The following is a 20,733-nucleotide window of genomic DNA, read 5'->3' on the forward strand; positions in this document are numbered from 1 at the left end:
AAACAATATGCTCGAAACAACAACAGCCATTGCCTGCATAGCAGCATTCTTTGCAGGCTTTATTGATTCTATTGTAGGAGGCGGGGGTCTGGTGCAAGTACCTGCCTTGTTTATTTTATTTCCTTCTTATTCAGTACCACAGATTATTGGCACCAATCGTTTTTCTTCGTTTATGGGAACGGCAGTGGCGGGGTATCAGTATTCTAAAAAGGTGAAGATACCCTGGAAGACCGTAATCTATGCAGGCATTGGTGCGGCGGTAATGTCTTATTCTGGCGCATTGCTATCAAGCCTGATGAGTGCCCGTATCCTGAAACCAACTATCCTGATTTTAATGAGCATAATAGCCATCTATACCTATCGCAAAAAAGATTTGGGGCAGGAGGAAAAACTCCGTTTCAGCGTGCAAATCATTCCTTTTTGCGGATTGTTGATAGGCATGGCAACTGGCTTTTATAATGGTTTTGTAGGGCCAGGTACGGGTAGTTTATTAGTGTTCGGTTTTGTAAGTATAATCGGCTATAGTTTTTTATCGGCATCAGCTATTTCAAAAGTAGTAAATATTATCGCAGATGTAGCTTCTCTGATTTTCTTTGTGAGCAAAGGGTTTGTGATGTTTAAGATTGCTTTCCCGATGATGATTTGTAATATGGCAGGCTCTTATGTTGGCAGTAAAATAGCTATTCTGCGTGGCAATGCCTTTGTGCGTGTGATATTTTTGATTGTGGTTTTTGGGTTGATTTTGAGGTTTGGGTATGATGTGTTGGGGCTTTATTATTAATTTTAAGAGCATAATTTGATAAACTAATAATTGCTTGACTAAAATGATGTGGAAACTATTTATCGTGGTATTACTTATTCCCTCTTTTGCAAAAGCGCAAAAAAATAATAATTTGTTATATAAATCAAAAGAGGCATCGAATGTCTATATGATGATAAGATAAAGTCTAAGCATAATAATTCTGATACAATTTTTATCTATAGAAAAGAAACCGATCGCTACTATCATGCTATATATATAGATACAACACGACAATCAGAATACTATAAATGGTCATTAACCGATTTCGTTTTTGATGAGGACTTCAAAGAATCTTATGATGACGGTATAATTATATAAAAAGTAAACAACCTGATAGGTACAAAAGAAAGAACTTTACCTTGATAAGAGTAGCAAGTATTACGAGAAGAAATATAAGAATTATTAAATTACCTTATCCAGCCAAAACTTAAAAGGCCTTATTTAGCTCCACCCAAACCACTCTCTACTTCAAATACCCTTTGGATGCTTATTATCAGTTAACTACTACTTAAAACGCTGTTAAAATGTCATTAAAATTTGGTCATTAAATTTTAATTATTTCAAGATTTATTTTGTTTTTATGAATGTAATTTATTGATAATCAATAAATTATAATAAAACAATATATTGTATTTATCAGAAACTAAAGGGTTGTATCAGGTTAGCTATATCGATATTTACAAATGGTTTAGTAGATTTGTAAGAGATATGAAAATTATGAATAGAAATATTGGAATGGGGCAACCTTACAAAATGTTCGGGATATTTTGTGGGTTATTCTTAATTACTTCTATTTTTGTCAAAGGCAGTACCTCTAATGCTGAGAATGAGAAGCGCAATAGTTTTTTTCTCAAGGCGAATCAACAGACCACGAACAATATAATTTTTCAGGATTGGGAGTCAACCATTCCTTACGATTTTTTATCTATTCTAAGTTCGGGTGAAGAAGTAGATCCAACTGATGAAACTACTGAAGAAAAAACTTCTGAAAGCGGTTTTCCTTTACTTATATCGCGGTTTTATTATGATTTCATAGAGAGTTCGTTTATAAACTTTAATCTGTCTCTTCAAAAACGAATCACTATTCCTTTTTTCTTGCTGCATCATTCCTGGAAGATTCCATTTGCTTAGTTTATTTATTAATGCTCTTCAATAAAAATCTATTTTTTCATAGGTTTTAAGACATAATCAGTTTGAAAATTTCTTTCAATCTATATGCGTATATTCTAATTTTTTTAAAAATATTCATGAAATATTCAATCATTTTTTTAGCAATCGCTACATTTTATATAGCAGGTTGTAACCACGCTGAGCATACAAAAGAAGAGGTGTCTGAGTTTATAGTAAGTAGTCCTATTAAGGTTGACACTTCTATTAATAAGGAATATGTCTGCCAAATCAGGGCCAGCAATCATATCGAATTACGCTCTCTGGAAAGAGGGTATTTACAAAAAATATTTGTTGATGAAGGTCAGCATGTCAGACAAGGCCAGCCCATGTTTCAGATTATGCCTCTGGTATATGAAGCTGAAATGGAGAAGTCGAAAGCCGATGTAGAATACGCTGAAATTGAGTATCAGAATACCAAAATTCTTGCAGATAAAAACGTTGTTTCACCACAGGAACTGGCCTTGGCCAAAGCAAAACTTGACCGTGAAAAAGCTGACTTGAAATTGTCAAGTACGCACCTTGGACTAACAAGTGTTAATGCCCCTTTTAGTGGTATAATGGATAAATTCCATATGCGATTAGGGAGCCTGGTAGATGAGGGAGAATTGCTCACCACGTTATCTGATAACAGTAAGCTATGGGTTTATTTTAATGTTCCGGAAGCTGAATATCTTGATTATGTATCACGCATCAAAAAAGAGGGGCCTCAAAAGGTAAAACTCTTGATGGCCAACAATGAGATTTTCAATCACGACGGTCTTTTTGAAACAATTGAGGCAGATTTTAATAATGAGACCGGAAATATCGCTTTTCGTGCTACATTCCCAAATCCGGAAGGTATTCTGCGTCATGGAGAAACAGGAACAATTCTGATGCCTTCACACATTAAAGGTGCTCTTTTGATTCCACAAGAAGCAACTTTTGATATTCTGGACAAGAAATTTGTATTTGTAGTAGATGCAAAAGGTATTGTTCAAACCAGACAAATAACAACTGGTGTAGAAATGCCTCACATTTATACTGTTACAAGTGGTTTGTCTCCAAACGATAAAATTATAGTTGAGGGTTTACGTAAAGTTAAGAACGGAGACCACGTCAAAACTAAATTTAAACCTTACAGAGAGGTTGTGGAAGAGTTGAAAAATCTTCATGCAGAGTAATTTTTAATTTTATCGAAAGCCTTATTGGTTTTAGATTCCGTGATGATTCGTAACCTTTAAGGTATTGACAAAACTCAGAAAAAATGTTTAGCAAATTCATACATAGACCAGTCCTGGCTATTGCCATGTCTCTGGCAATCGTCTTTTTGGGGGTGTTGTCGATTTTCACCCGCCCCATATCGCAATTTCCTGAAATAGCCCCTCCACGGGTAAATATTTTCATTGAGTTCCCAGGCTCAAACGCTGATGTATTAGTAAAGTCTACTCTGACTATCATGGAACGCGCCATTAATGGTGTGCCGGGAATGCAGTACATGATGTCGGATGCAACGAGTGCCAGTGAAGCAACGGTACAGATTGTTTTTGAGCCGGGTATTGACCCTACCATTGCTGCTGCCCGTGTAAAAACCCGCGTGGATCAGGTTTGGGCAAACTTACCACTTTTGGTTCAGCGCGAAGGGGTTATTATTACTCCAGTACAACCAAGTATGCTCATGTATGTCAACTTTTTTAGTACTGATAAAGAGTATGACCAAAAGTTTTTGTTCAATTATGCTGACAACCTGGTTGTTCCTGAATTACAACGTATAAGCGGGGTGGGCCGTTCTGAGATTGTTGGTAGCAGGGCATTCTCTATTAGGGTATGGTTGAATCCTGACAGAATGAGAGCTTACAATATTTCTGCTGATGAAGTTTTGAGTGCCATTGACGAACAAAGTGTGCTGGGTCGCCCGGGACGTGTCGGTTTAAGTTCTGGTAAGGTAGCGCAATCACTCGAATACGTCTTTACTTACCAAGGCTGGTACAATAAGCCAGAGCAGTATAAAGACATTATTATCAGGGCAAATTCGGAAGGAGAAATTCTAAAATTGAAAGATGTAGCCAACGTAGAAGTGGGAAGTGAGTTTGTGGATATTTATACCAATAAAGACGGCTATCCATCGGCTTCATTAATCTTGAAACAAAACCCTGGTAGTAACTCCAATAAAATTATTGGAGATGTGAAAGCGAAACTGGAAGAGTTGAAGAAAAACTTCCCTCCGGGAGTTGATTACGAAATCAACTATGACGTTTCAAGCTTCGTAAATGCTTCCATTGACCAGGTATTACATACACTTTTAGAAGCATTTATTCTGGTATCATTGGTGGTATTCCTTTTCCTTGGAGATTTCCGTTCTACCTTGATACCAACTTTGGCTGTACCTGTTTCGTTGATTGGTGCATTCGTTTTCATGCAGTTCTTTGGGATTGGTATCAACCTCATTACACTCTTTGCATTGGTATTGGCTATTGGGGTGGTTGTTGATGATGCCATTGTGGTAGTAGAGGCCGTCCATGTAAAGATGGCGGAAGAACATTTAACTCCGTTTAAGGCAGTACAGAAAGTATTGAGCGAAATTAGTGGTGCTATTATTGCCATTACCCTGATTATGACGGCCGTATTTGTGCCGGTGGCATTTATGACTGGTCCGGTTGGGGTGCTCTACAGACAGTTTGCTATTACGATGGCTTCGTCGATCGTGCTTTCTGGTGTGGTGGCTCTTACACTTACACCTGTATTATGTGCTATGATTTTGAAAAATACACATGGACAGGCAAAGAAAAAATCACCTATAGACAAGTTTATTGATTGGTTCAATAGAAGGTTTGAATGGCTATTGGGTAAATACACTAAATTTCTGACAATTATTGTCAACCGTAGAGTGGTTACCTTCGGTGTATTGATAGCTTTTGCATTGGGTATTATGGGTATTAACACTATTCTACCGGCCGGTTTCATACCCGGGGAAGATCAAGGGCAGATTTATGCGATTATTCAGACACCTCCTGGTACTACACTCGAAAGAACCAATGCTATTTCGATGGAATTACAGAAAATTGCCAAGGAAACTGAAGGTGTACAATCAGTAACGGCTATGGCAGGTTATGAGATTCTTACAGAAGGGCGGGGCTCAAATGCCGGTACTTGTTTAATTAACCTCAAAGACTGGTCGGAGAGAAAGGAATCTGTGAAGGAGGTTATAGAAGATTTAGAAGAAAAAACGAAAAATATCGGAGCTGTAATCGAATATTTTGAACCACCAGCTGTGCCGGGTTATGGTGCTTCCTCTGGTTTTGCGGTTCGATTGTTAGATAAGGGTAGCGATGTAGATTACCAGAAGTTTGATCAGGTAAATAAAGATTTTGTTGCAGCCTTGAGAAAGCGAAAAGAGCTTTCAGGATTATTTACTTTTTATTCTGCCAATTATCCGCAATACGAAATACAGGTAAATAATGTGTTGGCGATGCAAAAAGGGGTTTCAGTGGGTAAAGCCATGGAAAATCTCAACATCATGATTGGTAGTACCTATGAGCAAGGCTTTATACGATTTAATAAATACTATAAGGTTTATACACAGGCTGACCCGGCGTTCAGAAAGGATCCTAACGATATTCTGAATATGTTTATTAAAAATGATGAAGGCGAAATGGTACCCTATTCAGCTTTTATGACTATCAAAAAAACACAGGGGCCTAACGAAATTGCCAGATATAATTTATATACATCGGCACTTATCAATGGTGTACCAGCTCCGGGCTATACTTCTGGTGATGCCATTAAGGCGATTCGTGAAGTAGCTGAAACGGCTTTACCTAAGGGCTACGATATAGCCTGGGAAGGACTATCGTATGATGAGGCCCGGCGTGGAAACGAAGCAATCATTATTTTCCTTGTGGTTGTGTTTTTCGTTTATCTGGTGTTAGCCGCACAATACGAAAGCTTTATCATGCCTCTGGCCGTTATCCTATCCTTACCTCCGGGTATATTCGGTTCTTTCCTGTTATTAAAAGGAATGGGGTTGAGTAATGACGTATTTGCACAGATTGGTTTGATTATGCTTACGGGTCTTCTGGGTAAAAATGCTGTATTGATTGTGGAGTTTGCCATACAAAAACGTAACGAAGGGGTGTCGGTGCTTGAAGCTGCTATTGAAGGTGCAAAAGAACGTTTCAGACCTATCCTTATGACGTCCTTTGCCTTTATTGCAGGTATGATTCCATTGGTGAGGGCTCATGGTGCAGGTGCAGTGGGTAATAAAACTATTGGCTCGTCTGCTTTGGGCGGGATGTTGTTCGGAACAATCTTCGGGGTCTTAATTGTACCGGGGCTATATTACATTTTTGGTAAAATGATTGATGGAAGAAAACTGATCAATGATGAAGCCGTAATGACGCTGAGTGAGGATTTGGTAGAAAATCAAACCGAACTTGGCGAACAAAGTAGACTTAGAAAGTTAATTGCAAAAATCTTGAAACAAAATGAAGAATAAGAGAATAAAAATATATGGTCTCTTTTTGATCCTGATTATGGGTTTAGGCAGTTGTAAGGTAGAGAATTTACCGACCAAAACAGTTACCAACTCATTGCCGGATAAATATGCCCTCAATGGAGATACAACCAAAGCTGAAAATATTCTCTGGAGAAACTATTTCAGTGATAATAACCTGACCGATTTGATTGACGAAGCTCTTAAAAACAATCAGGAGCTGAATATGATGCTTCATGAAATCGAAATCAGCCGCAACGAAATCATGGCAAGAAAAGGGGAGTACCAGCCATTTGGTTTTTTAACGGCAGGTTTGGGTGCTGATAAATCGAGTCGTTATACATGGGATGGGGTTTCGGAAGAAGACGCAAAAACAAGATCAGAGAAGTTGCCGAGGTATATTGGCGAGCAAACGCTTATGGGTACGTTTTCGTGGGAAATTGACGTTTGGAAGAAACTCCACAATGCCAAAGATGCTGCCGTAAAACGTTATTTGTCTGGTATAGAAGGTAGAAATTTTGTAGTCACAAACCTTATTGGCGAGATAGCTAACTCTTATTACGAATTGGTAATATTGGATAATCAATTGGAAATTGTACAGCAAAATATTACTCTTCAGAAAGATGCACTTGAAATGGTAAAGGTGCAAAAAGATGCTGCACGTGTGAATCAGTTGGCGGTAAATCGTTTTATGGCGCAGGTATTGAATACTGAAAACCTTAAATATGAGATTCAACAGCAAATTGTAGAAACCGAAAACCGGATCAATTTCTTGCTGGCAAGAAACCCTCAGCCTGTGAAGCGTAATTCTGCTAATCTTAATAATATTCAGTTTTTGAAGATTTCAGCGGGAATCCCATCGCAATTACTGAGCAATCGTCCTGATATCCGTCAGGCGGAGCAGGAATTAGAGGCTACAAAACTGGATATTGCCGTAGCAAGAGCCGCTTTTTATCCGAATATTACGCTTCGTGCAGGTATTGGTTTGCAGGCATTTAATCCTATTTATCTGATTAATCCTAAGTCAATCGCCGTTAATGTTCTGGGCGATTTGATTGCTCCTTTAATCAATAAAAATGCGATTAAGGCCAATTATTATAATGCCAACGAAAGGCAGATTCAGGCTGTATATAAATATGAGCAAACAGTCTTGAATGCGCATTTAGAAGTAATTAATCAATTGGCAGGGAATAAAAACTATTCTGATAGCTATCTAACAAAAGCTAATCAGGTAGATATTCTGAGTAGTTCAATCGAAATCTCTAATAGCCTCTTCAAATCAGCGAGAGCAGATTATACCGAGGTTTTGCTAACGCAGAGAGAAGCACTCGAAGCAAAAATGGAATTGATGGAGATTAAGAAAAAACAACTGAACGCCGAAGTAAATATTTATAAGGCATTAGGTGGTGGTTGGAAGTAGTTGATTGGTAGAACAAAACCACATAAAAAATGCCCTCATGTGAATGAGGGCATTTTATTTATAAATCGCTAAAATCAAAACCTTCTAAGAATTTGGTAGTGAAATGACCAGACTTGAATTGTTCGTCTTCCATAAGTTTAATGTGGAAAGGAATCGTGGTTTTAACCCCTTCAATTACAAACTCCTGTAAGGCGCGTTTCATGCGGGTTATCACTTCTTCTCTTGATTGGCCTGTTACAATTAACTTTGCAATCATAGAATCGTAGTTTGGCGGAATGGTATAGCCTGCATACACGTGGCTGTCAACTCTCACGCCATGCCCACCTGGTAAATGCAGATTAGTGATTTTACCCGGTGATGGACGGAAATTATTGCCTGGGTCTTCGGCATTGATACGACACTCCATCGCATACAATTTCGGGAAATAGTTTTTGCCTGAAATCGGTACGCCTGCCGCAACTTTTATCTGCTCTTTGATTAAGTCAAAATCAGTTACTTCTTCAGTAATCGGGTGCTCAACCTGAATACGGGTGTTCATTTCCATGAAATAGAACTCACCGTATTTATCAACCAGAAACTCTATAGTACCTGCACCTTCGTAACCGATGGCTGCGGCACCTTTAATGGCTGCTTCACCCATTCTCTCACGCAGTTCCTGCGAAACAATCGGCGAAGGAGTTTCTTCCACTAATTTCTGGTGACGGCGCTGGATAGAACAGTCACGCTCTGATAAGTGGCATACTTTGCCATATTGGTCACCTACTACCTGAATTTCGATGTGGCGAGGCTCTTCTACGAATTTCTCCAGATATAGGCCATCATTTCCGAAAGCGGCTCCTGATTCCATTTTGGCATCGTCCCAAGCTTTTTCAAACTCACTTTCTTCTTTGATGATACGCATACCACGTCCACCACCACCGGCAGTTGCCTTCACGATAACCGGATACCCGATTTCTTTGGCTATTTTCTTGCCTTCTTCAACCGATTCCAATAAGCCTTCCGAACCAGGAATAACAGGTACACCAGAATCTTTCATGGTTGCTTTTGCTGTGGCTTTATCGCCCATATAGTTGATTTGCTCAGCAGTAGCTCCGATAAATTTGATACCGTATTCGGCACATATTCTTGAAAACTCGGCGTTTTCTGATAAGAAACCATAACCCGGATGGATAGCATCGGCATTAGTGATTTCGGCAGCAGAAATAATATTCGGGATATTCAGATAAGATTGTTTGCTGATAGCAGGGCCGATGCAAACGGCTTCATCAGCAAAACGTACATGTAAACTGTCGCGGTCGGCAGTTGAATAAACAGCCACCGTTTTTATGCCCATCTCTTTACAGGTTCTGATGATACGCAGGGCAATTTCACCACGGTTGGCTATAAGTATTTTCTTGAACATATCGTTTCAATTAGGAATTGTAAGCGTTTCGGCTATTGAATCAATTAACAAATTTGATAGAAAAATGTTATGAAACCTATTCTGCAATTAAACCTATCAAGGTTCTACCAGGAATAGTGGTTGGTCGAACTCAACAGGTGAGGCATTATCAACCAATATTTTCACGATTTTTCCTGATACTTCAGATTCAATTTCGTTGAACAGCTTCATTGCTTCAATGATACAAACAACTTTACCCGATGAGATTTCGTCGCCTACTTCTACAAAGAACGGCTTGTCAGGGCCCGCAGAACGATAGAATGTACCAATCATTGGTGATTTGATAGTAATCAGTTTGCTTGTGTCTGCAGCAGCAGGTTGAGCAACAGGTGCAGCAGGCTGACTTACAGGAACAACCGCAGCAGGGGTTGGTGCAGAAACAGGAGCCTGAATAGCAGGAGCAGTTGCTGCCTGAACTGCTACAGGTGCTACATTTGAATAGCGCTTAATAGCCAGTTTTAACTCCGATGTTTCGATATTTACTTCATCTAATCCTGATTGAGCAATAAAGTCTATCAGTTTCTGAATGTCTTTTGTTTCCATGAAGGGTAAAGATTTGTCGTTTGTAATTGAGTTATAGTTTATCTGGTTTCAGGAGTATGTTCCTACAAAAGTAAACATAAAGACGACACCCACAAAGAAATCAGGAACGCTCAGGTTTGATTTCAGAATTAAAAAATCCTTAAAATCAATTTTATTCACTTCCTGTTTCTACACAAATGCGATGTCGTCTTTTATTAATTTTTTGACTCTTTTACTCTCGAATCGTATTCGTAAGAAGTTGTATTTACACGAATCAACTCATCGTTTTCGATAAAAAGAGGTACTTTAATTGTGGCTCCGGTTTCAACAGTTGCCGGTTTTGATGGGCTGTTGGCAGTATCACCTTTCACACCAGGTTCAGTATAAGTTACTCTTAGTTCTACATAAGCAGGTAACTCTACACTCAGAATAGTTTCAGTTTCAGCATGCACTAATATATCTACTTGCTGTCCTTCTTTCAACAGGTCAGCCTGCGGAACCAGTTTATCTTCTATATTTACTTGTTCGAATGTTTCGGTTTCCATAAAATTGAAACCTGTTTCGTCTTTGTATAGAAATTGGTATTGTCTTTTTTCTATACGGGCTGTAGTAACCGTTACACCAGAGTTAAAAGTATTATCAATTACTCTTCCGGTGCGGAGGTTTCTTAGTTTCGTTCTCACAAAAGCCGGGCCTTTACCAGGTTTTACGTGTTGAAATTCTACAATTGTATAAAGGTCATTGTTCCAATCAAGACAAAGTCCATTTCTAAAATCTGCTGTTGTTGCCATTACTGATTAGTATTAACTAAATATATTTATCGTTCAAAATTAAAAACTATACTTACAAAAGGCATTGCCGGAACATCATATTTAAAACGCCCGAAATCAACATCTTTACCATTTCTGCGATAACGTGCATTATACTGATTGAACAGGAAACTTACTCCTACTTTAATGGTTAATTCTTCCTGTGGTCTGAAACCAATATATATCTGATTATTGGTTGTCCCTCTACCACCCAATGCTAAATTCAGACCTGGTGGATTGGCACTTAGTGAATCTAAACGTTGTGCACTATTATTTTTTACATTAAGCGAATCTCTTGTTTTACCAAAAGCAAATCCGATTAAATCAATATTTGCACCTATTAAGAGTTTTTTTGCCTGAAACTCCAGAACAAGCGGAACATTAATTGTTGTTACATTCGCTCGTGGATAAGGAACAAAACTTACTTTTTCGTTTTTAGATTCAATACCTGCATAGGTTTTCCCTTTAGCAAAAAAAGAGGTTATCCTGAAACCTGTACCAATCGCAAAATTATTGTTTTTACCCATTATTAAGGTCTGGCTATACATAAACGTCGGAACTGAAGTCTTTTTGTCAAAACCATAGCCTAACGAATAGTGTTCAACCACTCTCATTTGCTGTGCAAACGAAGTATTTAACCCTAAAAGGGTTAGCATTAATAGCAGTAATTTTTTCATTTTACTGTGTTGTGTTAGATAGTTTTATCTTTTTACTTTTTTAGTACGCCCATTTAATATAGGCAGACCCCCACGTGAAACCGCCCCCGAAAGCTGCCAGAATTAGATTATCACCTTTTTTTAATTGGTTTTCATAATCAAAGAGGCAAAGGGGTATAGTGCCGGCAGTTGTATTTCCGTATTTCTGGATATTAAGCATTACTTTTTCGTCACCAATTCCCATACGGCGTGCGGTAGCATCAATAATACGCTTATTGGCTTGATGTGGTACCAACCAGGCAACATCGTCTCCGGTCAGATTGTTGCGTTCCATAATCTCAGCCGAAATATCAGCCATATTTGTAACGGCAAATTTGAATACAGAGGGTCCTTCCTGATGAATATAGTGTAAGCGTTGATCAACGGTTTCATGAGAAGCCGGGAAGCGGCTTCCTCCACCTTTCATGATTAGATGATTTTCACCAGACCCGTCAGAGCGGAGCAGGAAATCCATTAGCCCGTTCTCTTCAGTTGTAGGTTCAAGCATTACAGCACCAGCACCATCACCAAATAAAACACAAGTGGTGCGGTCGGTGTAGTCAACAATAGCAGACATTTTATCTGCCCCTATTATAATCACTTTTTTATATCGGCCTGATTCAATAAACTGTGAACCAATAGATAAGGCATATAAAAAGCCTGAACAGGCAGCCAGAACATCGAAACTCCCAATAGTAGGAATACCACATTGTGTGCAAACCAGATTGGCTGTTGACGGAAACATGTAGTCAGGTGTTACCGTTGCACAAATCACTAAATCTATTTCTTCGGGTTGAGTGTTTGTTTTTTTGAGGAGGCCTTTTACGGCTTCAGAGGCCATGTGAGAAGTAGCTAAACCTTCTCCACGTTGAATATGGCGTTGTTTGATACCTGTTCGGGTGGTTATCCACTCATCACTGGTTTCTACAATCTTAGATAAGTCTTCGTTAGTTAAAATATCTTCTGGCACGTAGCCATGAACACCTGTGATAGCTGCTCTAAGTTTCATTGTACAATTTTGTCCAACCCCTTGACAGAAGGTGATATTTAGGCCTCTTTCCGTTACTGGGGTTAGTTTATCAGTAGGAAAAGTATTATTTATTAACAAAAATAAGCCTGTAAAGTTATAAAAGGCTAAACATTACAGGCTTATCTATCTTCGTATGCTTCCACAATTTGCTCGGTTACCTTTGAGTCTACCTGACGCTTGGCCAGCAAAATCATATTCTTGATAGCTTCAGGGCTTGAAATACCGTGCGCTACAATTACATTACCCTTAATACCGATAATCGGGCTGCCACCGCCAACTTCATAATTCATACGATCAATCAGAGGGTCTTTAATGCCTTGCTCTGCTGCATAATCGTATAAAGACTCACCCATTTTAAAAATCACATTTCCGGTAAAACCTTCAGTAACAATTACGTCTGCCTTTCCGTCAAATAAATCACGGCCTTCGACGTTACCAATAAAGTTTATCTTTTTGTTGATTTTTAATAACTGATATGCTGCCTGAACAACGGTTGAGCCTTTTTGCTCTTCTTCGCCGATATTCAGCAAAGCTACTTTGGGGCGTTCTATTCCAAATGAGAATCGGGCATAGAGTGAACCTAATTCTGCGAACTCAGCTAATACTTCCGGCTTGCAGTCGGCATTAGCACCTATGTCAAGCATAAGGCTATAGCCACCATTTTTCAGCGGGAAAAAGCCGGCAATAGGAGGGCGTTGGATATTGCCTACTGTTTTTAATGTAAACAGTGACCCCACCATCATAGCACCTGTATTTCCTGCGCTACAAAAGGCATCCACTTGTTTCTCTTTTAAAAGTTTAAACCCAACTCCAATGCTGGAATTGGGTTTTTGAGAAAATGCTCTTGTAGGATGCTCACTCATCTCGATAATGTCATCGGCATTAACCATTTCAATAGAGTTAGCAGGATATTTCAAGGTTCTTAAAATATCTAACATGACTCCTTGTTTGCCTACCAATACAATTTTTGTACCTTCGGGTAAATGATTCGCAGCTATTACGGCACCTTCGACAATGGCTTTGGGAGCATAATCACCTCCCATTGCATCAACGGCAATTTTCATAAAGGAATGGCTTTAGTGAATAATGATAAACCTGTTTCTGAAAGTTTTAAAGCTTCAAGATATTTAAAAAATATCAGAATCAGGCATTTACGAAAAATCTTATGCTTTTTCGTAGCTTTCAACCACTAATTTCCCTTTGTAATACAAATTTCCTTCAAATACGTGTGCACGGTGGCGAAGGTGAATCTCACCTGTAGTTGCATCTACTGCCAATGCTTTTGTTGATAAAGCATCGTGTGTTCTACGTTTATCTCTTCTTGTTGTCGAATGTCTTCGTTTTGGATGTGCCATTGTTCGATTGAATTTAACTAATACCGTCTTTCCCAAGCCAGCATTAATATTTTTGTACTTATATTTATCTTAATTTTGTCCGTCTTTCGGGTTCTTCAGTGACAGGAGAGCTGCCCAACGGGGGTCTATAGTCTCTTCTTTTTCTTCTTCCAGGTCTCCTTCTTCTGTCGAATATATAAATTTATCATCTTCATCCTCTTCTTCATTTCTGAATCTGGGGTGTAATTTCTTCATAGGAAGCGAAACCCCGATAAAGTCATAGATGTGTTGAGCGATATTAATAGTTGCGGTGTTTTGTGGAATCATTTCTATTTCGTCGGTGATCTCTTCGTGTCTATCACCAAACTTATAGATATACTTTTCTTTTAAATGTACAGGTTCTTCAAAAGGTTCGAGACATCGGTCGCATGTCATTTCTATTATTCCTTCTATATCAAAAAACAACTGCAATAGTGCCGAGTTCTTGTCAATTACTACATTGGCTTTAAAATGGCCGCTTGTAATAATATCCTGCTCAAAAAACTCAAAAAATTCATTGCCTCCTTCAAATTCATAAGTATATCGCTTATTTTCGAGGCCCTGAATGTGGATGTCATATTTTGATGTTACCTTGCTCACTTTTTTACAGAAAGGTTGCAAATTTACTGCTAATTTTGGAATTAAGAAAGTTTTTAGAGAAAATGCTTAAAATTCTTAGAAATCACCGTTTGTTTTTTATCCTGTTTTTTTTGTGGCTGATTATTCTGGCCTGTTTACTGATAGCTTTTTCACCTACTGAAATGATATTTTGGGTAAATCAACACAACAATCCTTTTCTCGATACTTTCTTTCAGTTGATTACACTTTTAGGTGAAGATGGGCTCTGGTTAATACCACTGGTAGTGTTTCTGTACCAATATTTCAAAGAAAAAAAAGACATAAAAAACAAAGCAATAATGCTTATAATTATTTGGATTACCAAAGGAATTGTAAGCATAGGTCTGAAAAATCTTTTCAACCTGCCCAGACCTATGGAGGTATATGGGCATAGTGGACGAGCCATTCATCTCGTTCAAGGTCTGGAAATACATCATTGGCAGAGTTTCCCATCAGGGCATACATTCACAGGCTTTGCGTTTGCCTGTTTTTACCTATTAGTAGCCAGAAATAATGCGCTTGGCTTTTTATGGCTGTTTTTAGGGATGTTGATAGGGTATTCAAGAGTATATTTATTTCAACATTTTCCGAGAGATGTTTTTGCAGGGAGTATTTTGGGCGTGGCTGTGGTGTTGGGGGTTGTTTTCATGTGGCGCGAACGGGACGTTCACACCACATGAAACAATTGTTACTTCCTGTTATCTTCTCCTAACATCATGCTCAGATAGCTACTATATCGGCTTTCTGCGATAATACCTTCTACAACCCCATCTTTTACGGCGCATTTAGGCTCATCGATGTGCAGGCAATTATGGAAACGGCATTCGCCTAAGAGTTCTCGCATTTCAGGAAAGTAATGGCTGATTTCTTCTTTTTCCATATCTGCCAGCCCTAATTCTTTAATGCCCGGAGAATCGATGATAAAAGTATCGGAACCAATTTCAAACATTTCAGCAAAAGTGGTGGTATGTACGCCTTTATTGGCAAAGGTCGAGATTTCAGAAGTACGTAAATCTAAATCAGGCGCAATGGCATTAACCAAAGTAGATTTACCGACACCCGAATGACCTGATAATAAGGATACCTTCCCTTTGAGTAATTCATGGAACGCATCAACCCCAATATTATTAACAGCCGAAGTAAACAAACACTGATAACCCAGACTTTCGTATAGGTCGGCAAGTTCTTCCTGATAAGCTATCATTTCATTGTCTAAAATATCTAATTTATTAAATACCAGAACCGTAGGAATGCGGAATGCTTCAGCTGTTACTAAAAAGCGGTCAATAAACCCTAAAGAAGTTCTTGGGAAAGTAAGGGTGGCAATCAATACGGCCTGGTCGAGATTGGTTGCTAATAAATGTCCATGTGCTGCTTTGTGTACCGATTGGCGAATGATATAGTTTTCTCGTGGGAGAATTTCGTAAATAATGCCTGTATTTTCGGTTTCATTTTCAATCTCATAGGCTACTTTATCTCCTACCGCAATCGGGTTTGTTACCTTTAAATCTTTGATTTTAAACTTCCCTTTCAGCCGACACTGCAAAATATCCCCCTCCTCAGTACGAACTTCATACCAGGAACCTGTAGAACGCATCACTAAACCTATTTTTTGGCTCAAAACTTGCTGAATTTTAATTATGAAATAATTCGTTAAAGTTAATAGTCAAAACTTAAATTTTTCTTAAAAATCAGATAAAAATTATTTTCTGTTTTGTGGCATTCACAACAACTCAAAGAATAGAGTAACAGAAGATAAATGATAATTGTTGCTTAGATTTTCGCATTAATTTCACTTTTATCGGCTAAGTATATCAAATAAAAAAAGGAAATTCGCCGTTAAATAAATTTTTAAGAATTTTTTAAGAGTTTGCCACAACGTTTTAGTCAATTCTTACGTTTATTAGTTATCAGTATCATCTATTATTTAAATAAATCTAATACAACCATGAAAAAGGGAGTTTTATTCGGAATCGCTGCTGTAGCTGTGGGAGTTGTCGTTTTTTCTTTAACCAAGAAAACCAGACCAACATTACCTTATTACAGACCTTATGTAAGATAATTTAGCCACATGAATTGTAGCCAAAAGCATTTTACTCAAATATCAGATTCTCTATCTGGCCTGCTTTTGATTAAAGCAAGTACAGGGAATCTTTTGCCAATATATTAAGGGCGTAGGCATACGCCCTTGGTTCTTCTTATTGATTATTTTTCTGGTATTCTGCCCTTAGTTTTGCTTTTTCAATTGGTACTACTCCAACAGATTCGCAAACCAGACCCCCACCCAAATTTGATAATTCTGCAATAGTCTTTGGTGATAATTTTAGTCCTAAACAAATAGCGGCAATACTTACCACAGTATCTCCAGCCCCTGATACATCAGTAATACTTCTCAGATGTGCCGTGATATGGTGCACCTCGTTCTGAAAATCAATAAAAACGCCTCTTTCAGATAAAGTCAGGAAAATACCATTTACACCTAATGTTTTTTTTGCTTCTGCTACAATAGTCTTAATTTCGTCTAATTTATCGGCATTAAAATCTATTTTCAAGCCTTCTTTCAATTCCTTAAGATTTGGCTTAAATAAATCTGTTCCCTGATAATGGGTAAAATTACGCTTTTTAGGGTCAACAATGGTGGGTATCTTGTGATGTTTGGCAAAAGTTACAATTTCCTGAATACTTTGTTGGTCTAAAACGCCTTTATCATAGTCTTCAAATATCAATACATCACACGATGGAATCAGCGATTTAGCTTTTTCTATCAGTTGGCTTCTTTCTTCTGCATTAATAACTGTATCCATTTCCGAATCTATCCTGACCACGTGTTGGGAGCCTGCCATAATCCGTTGCTTCACGGTCGTTACCCGATTAGGGCTTTGTATTATGCCTTCAACAGGCAAAGAACTACTATTTAATAATTCGATTAAATCTTTTGCTTCCGGGTCAGCCCCTATTACTGAACATAAGACCGGCGTAGCACCCAGCGATTTTATATTCATGGCTACATTTCCGGCTCCTCCCAGGCGTATCTCTTTGCGTTTTACATTTACTACCGGAATAGGAGCTTCGGGTGAAATTCTTTCTACTTTTCCGAATATATAAGAGTCTATCATTACATCACCTATAATTAAGACTCGCAGATTATCAAAAGAATCAAAAATTTGATTGACTGTCATTCAAAAATGGATTTCGTATTATCGAATGGTTTACTTATTTTTTGGAGATGCAAAACTAAGGATTTTAAACGATTTTTTTAAAAAATCATACATTTTGGCAGAGAGATTGCGTTATTTGTAAGCAGTTATTTTTAGTATAAATAGTACAGACCATTGAAGAAACACGATAGTATGACAGATAAATAGTACATTTGCCATACCGACTACCAACAAAACTATGCGTTATAGTATCCTTTTATTAGCTGTAATTACTTCCTTTTTAGCTAAAGCTCAAAAGCTGGAGCAATTAGGCTCTGCCATTAATACGGAGTACAGTGAACTGAATCCTATTATTTCTCCTGATGATAAAACACTCTATTTTGTGCGCGTGAGCCACCCATCTAACAGTTTTGGCACAAAAGGCAGCCCTGATGCGCCCGGTAGTCATGATGTCTGGTATTCGGAAAAACGGGATGATGGCAACTGGACAATTGCCCGCAGAATGCCTAACACTATTAATAAGGATCAATTCAATGATTTGTTCAGTATTACCCCTGATGGTACTAAAATTCTTATTTCGGGGGTATATCATAATGGCCGTAGAGATAATACTGTGGGTATCTCAATGTGCAAAAGAACAAAAACCGGTTGGTCGGAACCGGAACAGATAGTGATACCGAAGTTTGAGGAAATCTGCAAAGGCCAATACCTGACAGCTTGTTTATCGAATGATGGTAAAACTCTGATATTAGCTTTTAGTGAAAAGAAAAACTCAAAAGAAGATAACCTATTTGTATGCTTTTTGGGAAGAGATGGGAAGTGGTCGAAACCAGAAAGCTTAGGTCCAGATATTAATACCGGAAGTACAGAAACAACACCCTTTTTAGCTTCTGATAATTATACATTATATTTTGCTTCTGATAGAAAAGATGGGTTGGGTGGAACGGACATATGGGTATCCAAACGTAAGGACAGAAGCTGGACGAAATGGTCGAAACCAGTAAATATGGGTGATAAGGTAAACACTGATGCCAATGAGTATTCATTTACTGTAGCTGCATCTGGAGAATATGCCTACATGAGTACCAAGAAAAACTCAGTAGGGAAAAATGACATTGTTCGCTTTAAATTGCGTGAAGAGAAAAAGGAAGAACCCGTGGTAGCAGGTCTGCAAACTTCTGAAAAATCAGAAGAACAAAAGAATTTAGACAATGGAGGCACACCCATTGACCCGAATAGTCTGGCGCCAACGCCTGTAGTAATTGTAAGTGGGCGGGTAATGGATAGCAAAACAGGAAAACCGGTTCAGGATGCTAAGATTATCTATAGGGTACTTCCTGATGGAGAAGAAGGAGAAGCTTATACTAATCCGGCTACGGGAATATGGACGATTGTATTGCCTTATGGGGCTAAATATAGTTATAGAGCGGAGGCCAAAGAATTTATTGGTATTGAGAAATTTATAGACCTAACCCAGGTAAAAGAGCATAAGGAGATAAAAAATGATATGGTAATAGTGGCACCAATAGAGGTGGGAGTAGAGTTGCCATTGAACAATATCTTCTTTGAATATGCAAAAGCTACTTTGCGCCCTGATTCATATCCTGAATTAGACAGGATTGTAGACACTATGAAAGAAAACCCTAATCTTGTTATAGAGATTCAGGGGCATACCGATAATGTAGGGTCTAACGAAAGTAATATGAAATTATCGCAGGATAGAGCAGAGGCAGTACGTAAATATCTGCTTTCCAAAAAAATCCAGGCGGCACGTGTAACCAGTGTAGGATATGGAGAAACAAAACCAATTGCTACTAATGATACGGAAGAAGGTAAAGCACAAAACCGCCGTGTGCAGTTGGCGATTGTGAGGAAGTAGGATTTTGTAAAGAACTGTGATTAAGGTTAATCACAGTTTAACACTGGAGCACATCACAGTATCACAGTCCTGTTGCCATAGATAAACACCCTATCATTAAAAACTAATTTTAAGGCTTGGGTGAGTACCGATTTTTCTACCTCTTTTCCATCACGTGCCATATCAAGGTAAGTGTATTTATGATCAACTTCTTTGATATTCTGAGCAATGATTGGCCCTTCATCTAAATTATTATTCACAAAGTGAGCAGTTGCCCCTATAATTTTTACCCCTCTTTCGTAGGCTTGCCGATACGGGTTAGCGCCAATAAAAGCAGGTAAGAAAGAGTGGTGAATATTGACTATTTTATTGGCATAATGCGCCACAAATTCAGGTGATAGGATGCGCATATATTTAGCCAATACCACATATTCTGGCTGATAAATCTCTAAGGTACGCAAGATAGCTTCTTCATGTTGCTCACGGGTTTTATGCTCGTGGCTTACATAATGAAAAGGGATACCAAATTTGCTTACCAAAGGTTGCAGAATATTATAATTACTTACGACTGCGAGAATGTTGGCATCTAATTCATCGAAATTGTAACGAATCAACAAATCAGATAAGCAATGATGTTCTTTGGTGCATAGCACTACAATATCCTTCTTCTTTTTAGGATTTATCCTAAGATTAATAGCAGTAGAAAGAATATTCTCTCTCAGGTCTTTTAATACTTTCTCAGGGTCTAATTCGGCGGACGCTACAAATTCTGTCCTCATAAAAAACTGCCCGTCAGGGCTCACGTATTCGTCTTGTGAGAGAATATTGCATTCGTTTTTATACAATACACTTGTTACCAGAAAAATGAGACCCTTGGCATCGGGTCCATCCATTAAAAGAATATGCTTAATCATATTTATATCTTCTGAAATCTTCAAACTAAAGGTTATACACCCATAAAACTCTGCAATATAATCACGGCACTTATTTTATCAATATTGCCTTTTACCTGTCTGTCTTTTTTCTTCATTCCTCCGGTAATCATGGTTTGAACAGCCATTTTTGAAGTAAATCGTTCATCAACCAAATGAACAGGGGTAGCAGGGAAATTTATTTTTAATTCTTCAATCAATTGGTTCACATAGCTTGTGCCATGTGTATCGGAGCCATCAAGATTTTTGGGCATACCTACTACAAATGCCTCAACTTCTTCTGATTGGATATATTTTTTCAGGTAGGCAATCAGGGTTTCGCTGGGTACTGTCTCTAAGGCCGAGGCAATGATTTTGAGCGGGTCGCTTACTGCCAGACCTGTACGTTTGGCTCCGTAATCGATGGCAAGTATTCTGGGCAATTGATTATGCAGTTT

Annotated in this window: 19 protein-coding genes; 7 read left to right on the top strand and 12 right to left on the bottom strand. The window is 38.3% G+C overall.

Features of this window, described 5'->3' with window-relative positions; genetic code table 11:
• The first annotated feature begins 7 nt into the window (after positions 1–7).
• The 5 genes from H1R81_RS07775 to H1R81_RS07795 all read left to right on the top strand — a co-directional run bounded on the left by H1R81_RS07775 (position 8) and on the right by H1R81_RS07795 (position 7,860).
• Positions 8–781: a TSUP family transporter gene (locus tag H1R81_RS07775; protein ID WP_181840142.1), complete on the top strand. Its 774-nt coding sequence runs from the start codon at positions 8–10 to the stop codon at positions 779–781.
• Positions 782–1,519: 738 nt separating this feature from the next.
• Positions 1,520–1,933, top strand: coding sequence for a hypothetical protein (locus H1R81_RS07780; protein ID WP_181840143.1), 414 nt, complete (start codon positions 1,520–1,522; stop codon positions 1,931–1,933).
• Positions 1,934–2,049: 116 nt separating this feature from the next.
• Complete coding sequence (locus H1R81_RS07785) at positions 2,050–3,132, top strand: efflux RND transporter periplasmic adaptor subunit (protein WP_181840144.1); 1,083 nt, start codon at positions 2,050–2,052, stop codon at positions 3,130–3,132.
• An 83-nt stretch (positions 3,133–3,215) separates the two neighbouring features.
• Positions 3,216–6,443: an efflux RND transporter permease subunit gene (locus H1R81_RS07790; RefSeq protein WP_181840145.1), complete on the top strand. Its 3,228-nt coding sequence runs from the start codon at positions 3,216–3,218 to the stop codon at positions 6,441–6,443.
• Entirely contained in the window at positions 6,433–7,860 is a 1,428-nt protein-coding gene (locus H1R81_RS07795) for a TolC family protein (protein WP_181840146.1), read from the top strand. Before H1R81_RS07790 ends, H1R81_RS07795 begins: the two co-directional genes overlap by 11 nt.
• Positions 7,861–7,918: 58 nt before the next feature.
• On the opposite strand, the gene accC is transcribed toward H1R81_RS07795, so the two are convergent.
• The 8 genes from accC to H1R81_RS27405 form a co-directional block, all read right to left on the bottom strand.
• The gene (gene accC / locus H1R81_RS07800) at positions 7,919–9,262 is read right to left on the bottom strand and encodes an acetyl-CoA carboxylase biotin carboxylase subunit (RefSeq protein ID WP_181840147.1); all 1,344 of its coding nucleotides are present in this window, start codon (positions 9,260–9,262) and stop codon (positions 7,919–7,921) included.
• A gap of 96 nt (positions 9,263–9,358) precedes the next feature.
• Positions 9,359–9,844: an acetyl-CoA carboxylase biotin carboxyl carrier protein gene (gene accB / locus H1R81_RS07805; protein ID WP_181840148.1), complete on the bottom strand. Its 486-nt coding sequence runs from the start codon at positions 9,842–9,844 to the stop codon at positions 9,359–9,361.
• A 194-nt stretch (positions 9,845–10,038) separates the two neighbouring features.
• Positions 10,039–10,614 carry an elongation factor P gene (efp, locus tag H1R81_RS07810; RefSeq protein WP_181840149.1) on the bottom strand — a complete coding sequence of 192 codons (576 nt, stop codon included), beginning with the start codon at positions 10,612–10,614 and terminating at the stop codon, positions 10,039–10,041.
• 26 nt (positions 10,615–10,640) lie between these two features.
• Positions 10,641–11,309, bottom strand: coding sequence for a hypothetical protein (locus H1R81_RS07815; RefSeq protein WP_181840150.1), 669 nt, complete (start codon positions 11,307–11,309; stop codon positions 10,641–10,643).
• Positions 11,310–11,349: 40 nt separating this feature from the next.
• Entirely contained in the window at positions 11,350–12,336 is a 987-nt protein-coding gene (locus H1R81_RS07820; protein WP_181840151.1) for a beta-ketoacyl-ACP synthase III, read from the bottom strand.
• Positions 12,337–12,476: 140 nt separating this feature from the next.
• Positions 12,477–13,421, bottom strand: coding sequence for a phosphate acyltransferase PlsX (plsX, locus tag H1R81_RS07825; protein ID WP_181840152.1), 945 nt, complete (start codon positions 13,419–13,421; stop codon positions 12,477–12,479).
• A gap of 99 nt (positions 13,422–13,520) precedes the next feature.
• Complete coding sequence (gene rpmF, locus H1R81_RS07830) at positions 13,521–13,712, bottom strand: 50S ribosomal protein L32 (protein ID WP_130021442.1); 192 nt, start codon at positions 13,710–13,712, stop codon at positions 13,521–13,523.
• Positions 13,713–13,781: 69 nt separating this feature from the next.
• A complete protein-coding gene (locus H1R81_RS27405) occupies positions 13,782–14,330 on the bottom strand; it encodes a DUF177 domain-containing protein (protein WP_181840153.1) in 549 nt (182 codons plus the stop codon).
• A gap of 62 nt (positions 14,331–14,392) precedes the next feature.
• Between H1R81_RS27405 and H1R81_RS07840 the strand changes: the two genes are divergently transcribed.
• The gene (locus tag H1R81_RS07840) at positions 14,393–15,028 is read left to right on the top strand and encodes a phosphatase PAP2 family protein (protein ID WP_181840154.1); all 636 of its coding nucleotides are present in this window, start codon (positions 14,393–14,395) and stop codon (positions 15,026–15,028) included.
• 8 nt (positions 15,029–15,036) lie between these two features.
• Here the strand turns inward: H1R81_RS07840 and rsgA are convergent, their stop codons facing one another.
• Both rsgA and H1R81_RS07850 read right to left on the bottom strand, forming a co-directional pair.
• Positions 15,037–15,945 carry a ribosome small subunit-dependent GTPase A gene (gene rsgA / locus H1R81_RS07845; protein ID WP_181840849.1) on the bottom strand — a complete coding sequence of 303 codons (909 nt, stop codon included), beginning with the start codon at positions 15,943–15,945 and terminating at the stop codon, positions 15,037–15,039.
• A 601-nt stretch (positions 15,946–16,546) separates the two neighbouring features.
• Positions 16,547–17,527 carry a bifunctional heptose 7-phosphate kinase/heptose 1-phosphate adenyltransferase gene (locus tag H1R81_RS07850; RefSeq protein WP_181840155.1) on the bottom strand — a complete coding sequence of 327 codons (981 nt, stop codon included), beginning with the start codon at positions 17,525–17,527 and terminating at the stop codon, positions 16,547–16,549.
• A 217-nt stretch (positions 17,528–17,744) separates the two neighbouring features.
• Here H1R81_RS07850 and H1R81_RS07855 point away from each other — a divergent pair, with 217 nt between their 5' ends.
• Positions 17,745–19,385, top strand: a complete 1,641-nt coding sequence (locus H1R81_RS07855) for an OmpA family protein (protein WP_181840156.1) — start codon at positions 17,745–17,747, stop codon at positions 19,383–19,385.
• 53 nt (positions 19,386–19,438) lie between these two features.
• On the opposite strand, the gene purU is transcribed toward H1R81_RS07855, so the two are convergent.
• On the bottom strand, positions 19,439–20,278 hold the full coding sequence (gene purU / locus H1R81_RS07860) for a formyltetrahydrofolate deformylase (RefSeq protein ID WP_181840157.1): 840 nt from the start codon (positions 20,276–20,278) through the stop codon (positions 19,439–19,441).
• Positions 20,279–20,310: 32 nt separating this feature from the next.
• Positions 20,311–20,718, bottom strand: coding sequence for a Holliday junction resolvase RuvX (gene ruvX, locus H1R81_RS07865; protein WP_181840158.1), 408 nt, complete (start codon positions 20,716–20,718; stop codon positions 20,311–20,313).
• Positions 20,719–20,733 lie beyond the last annotated feature (15 nt).

The sequence above is a fragment of the Emticicia sp. BO119 genome, assembly GCF_013912375.1.
In the GTDB taxonomy this organism is placed as follows: domain Bacteria; phylum Bacteroidota; class Bacteroidia; order Cytophagales; family Spirosomataceae; genus Emticicia.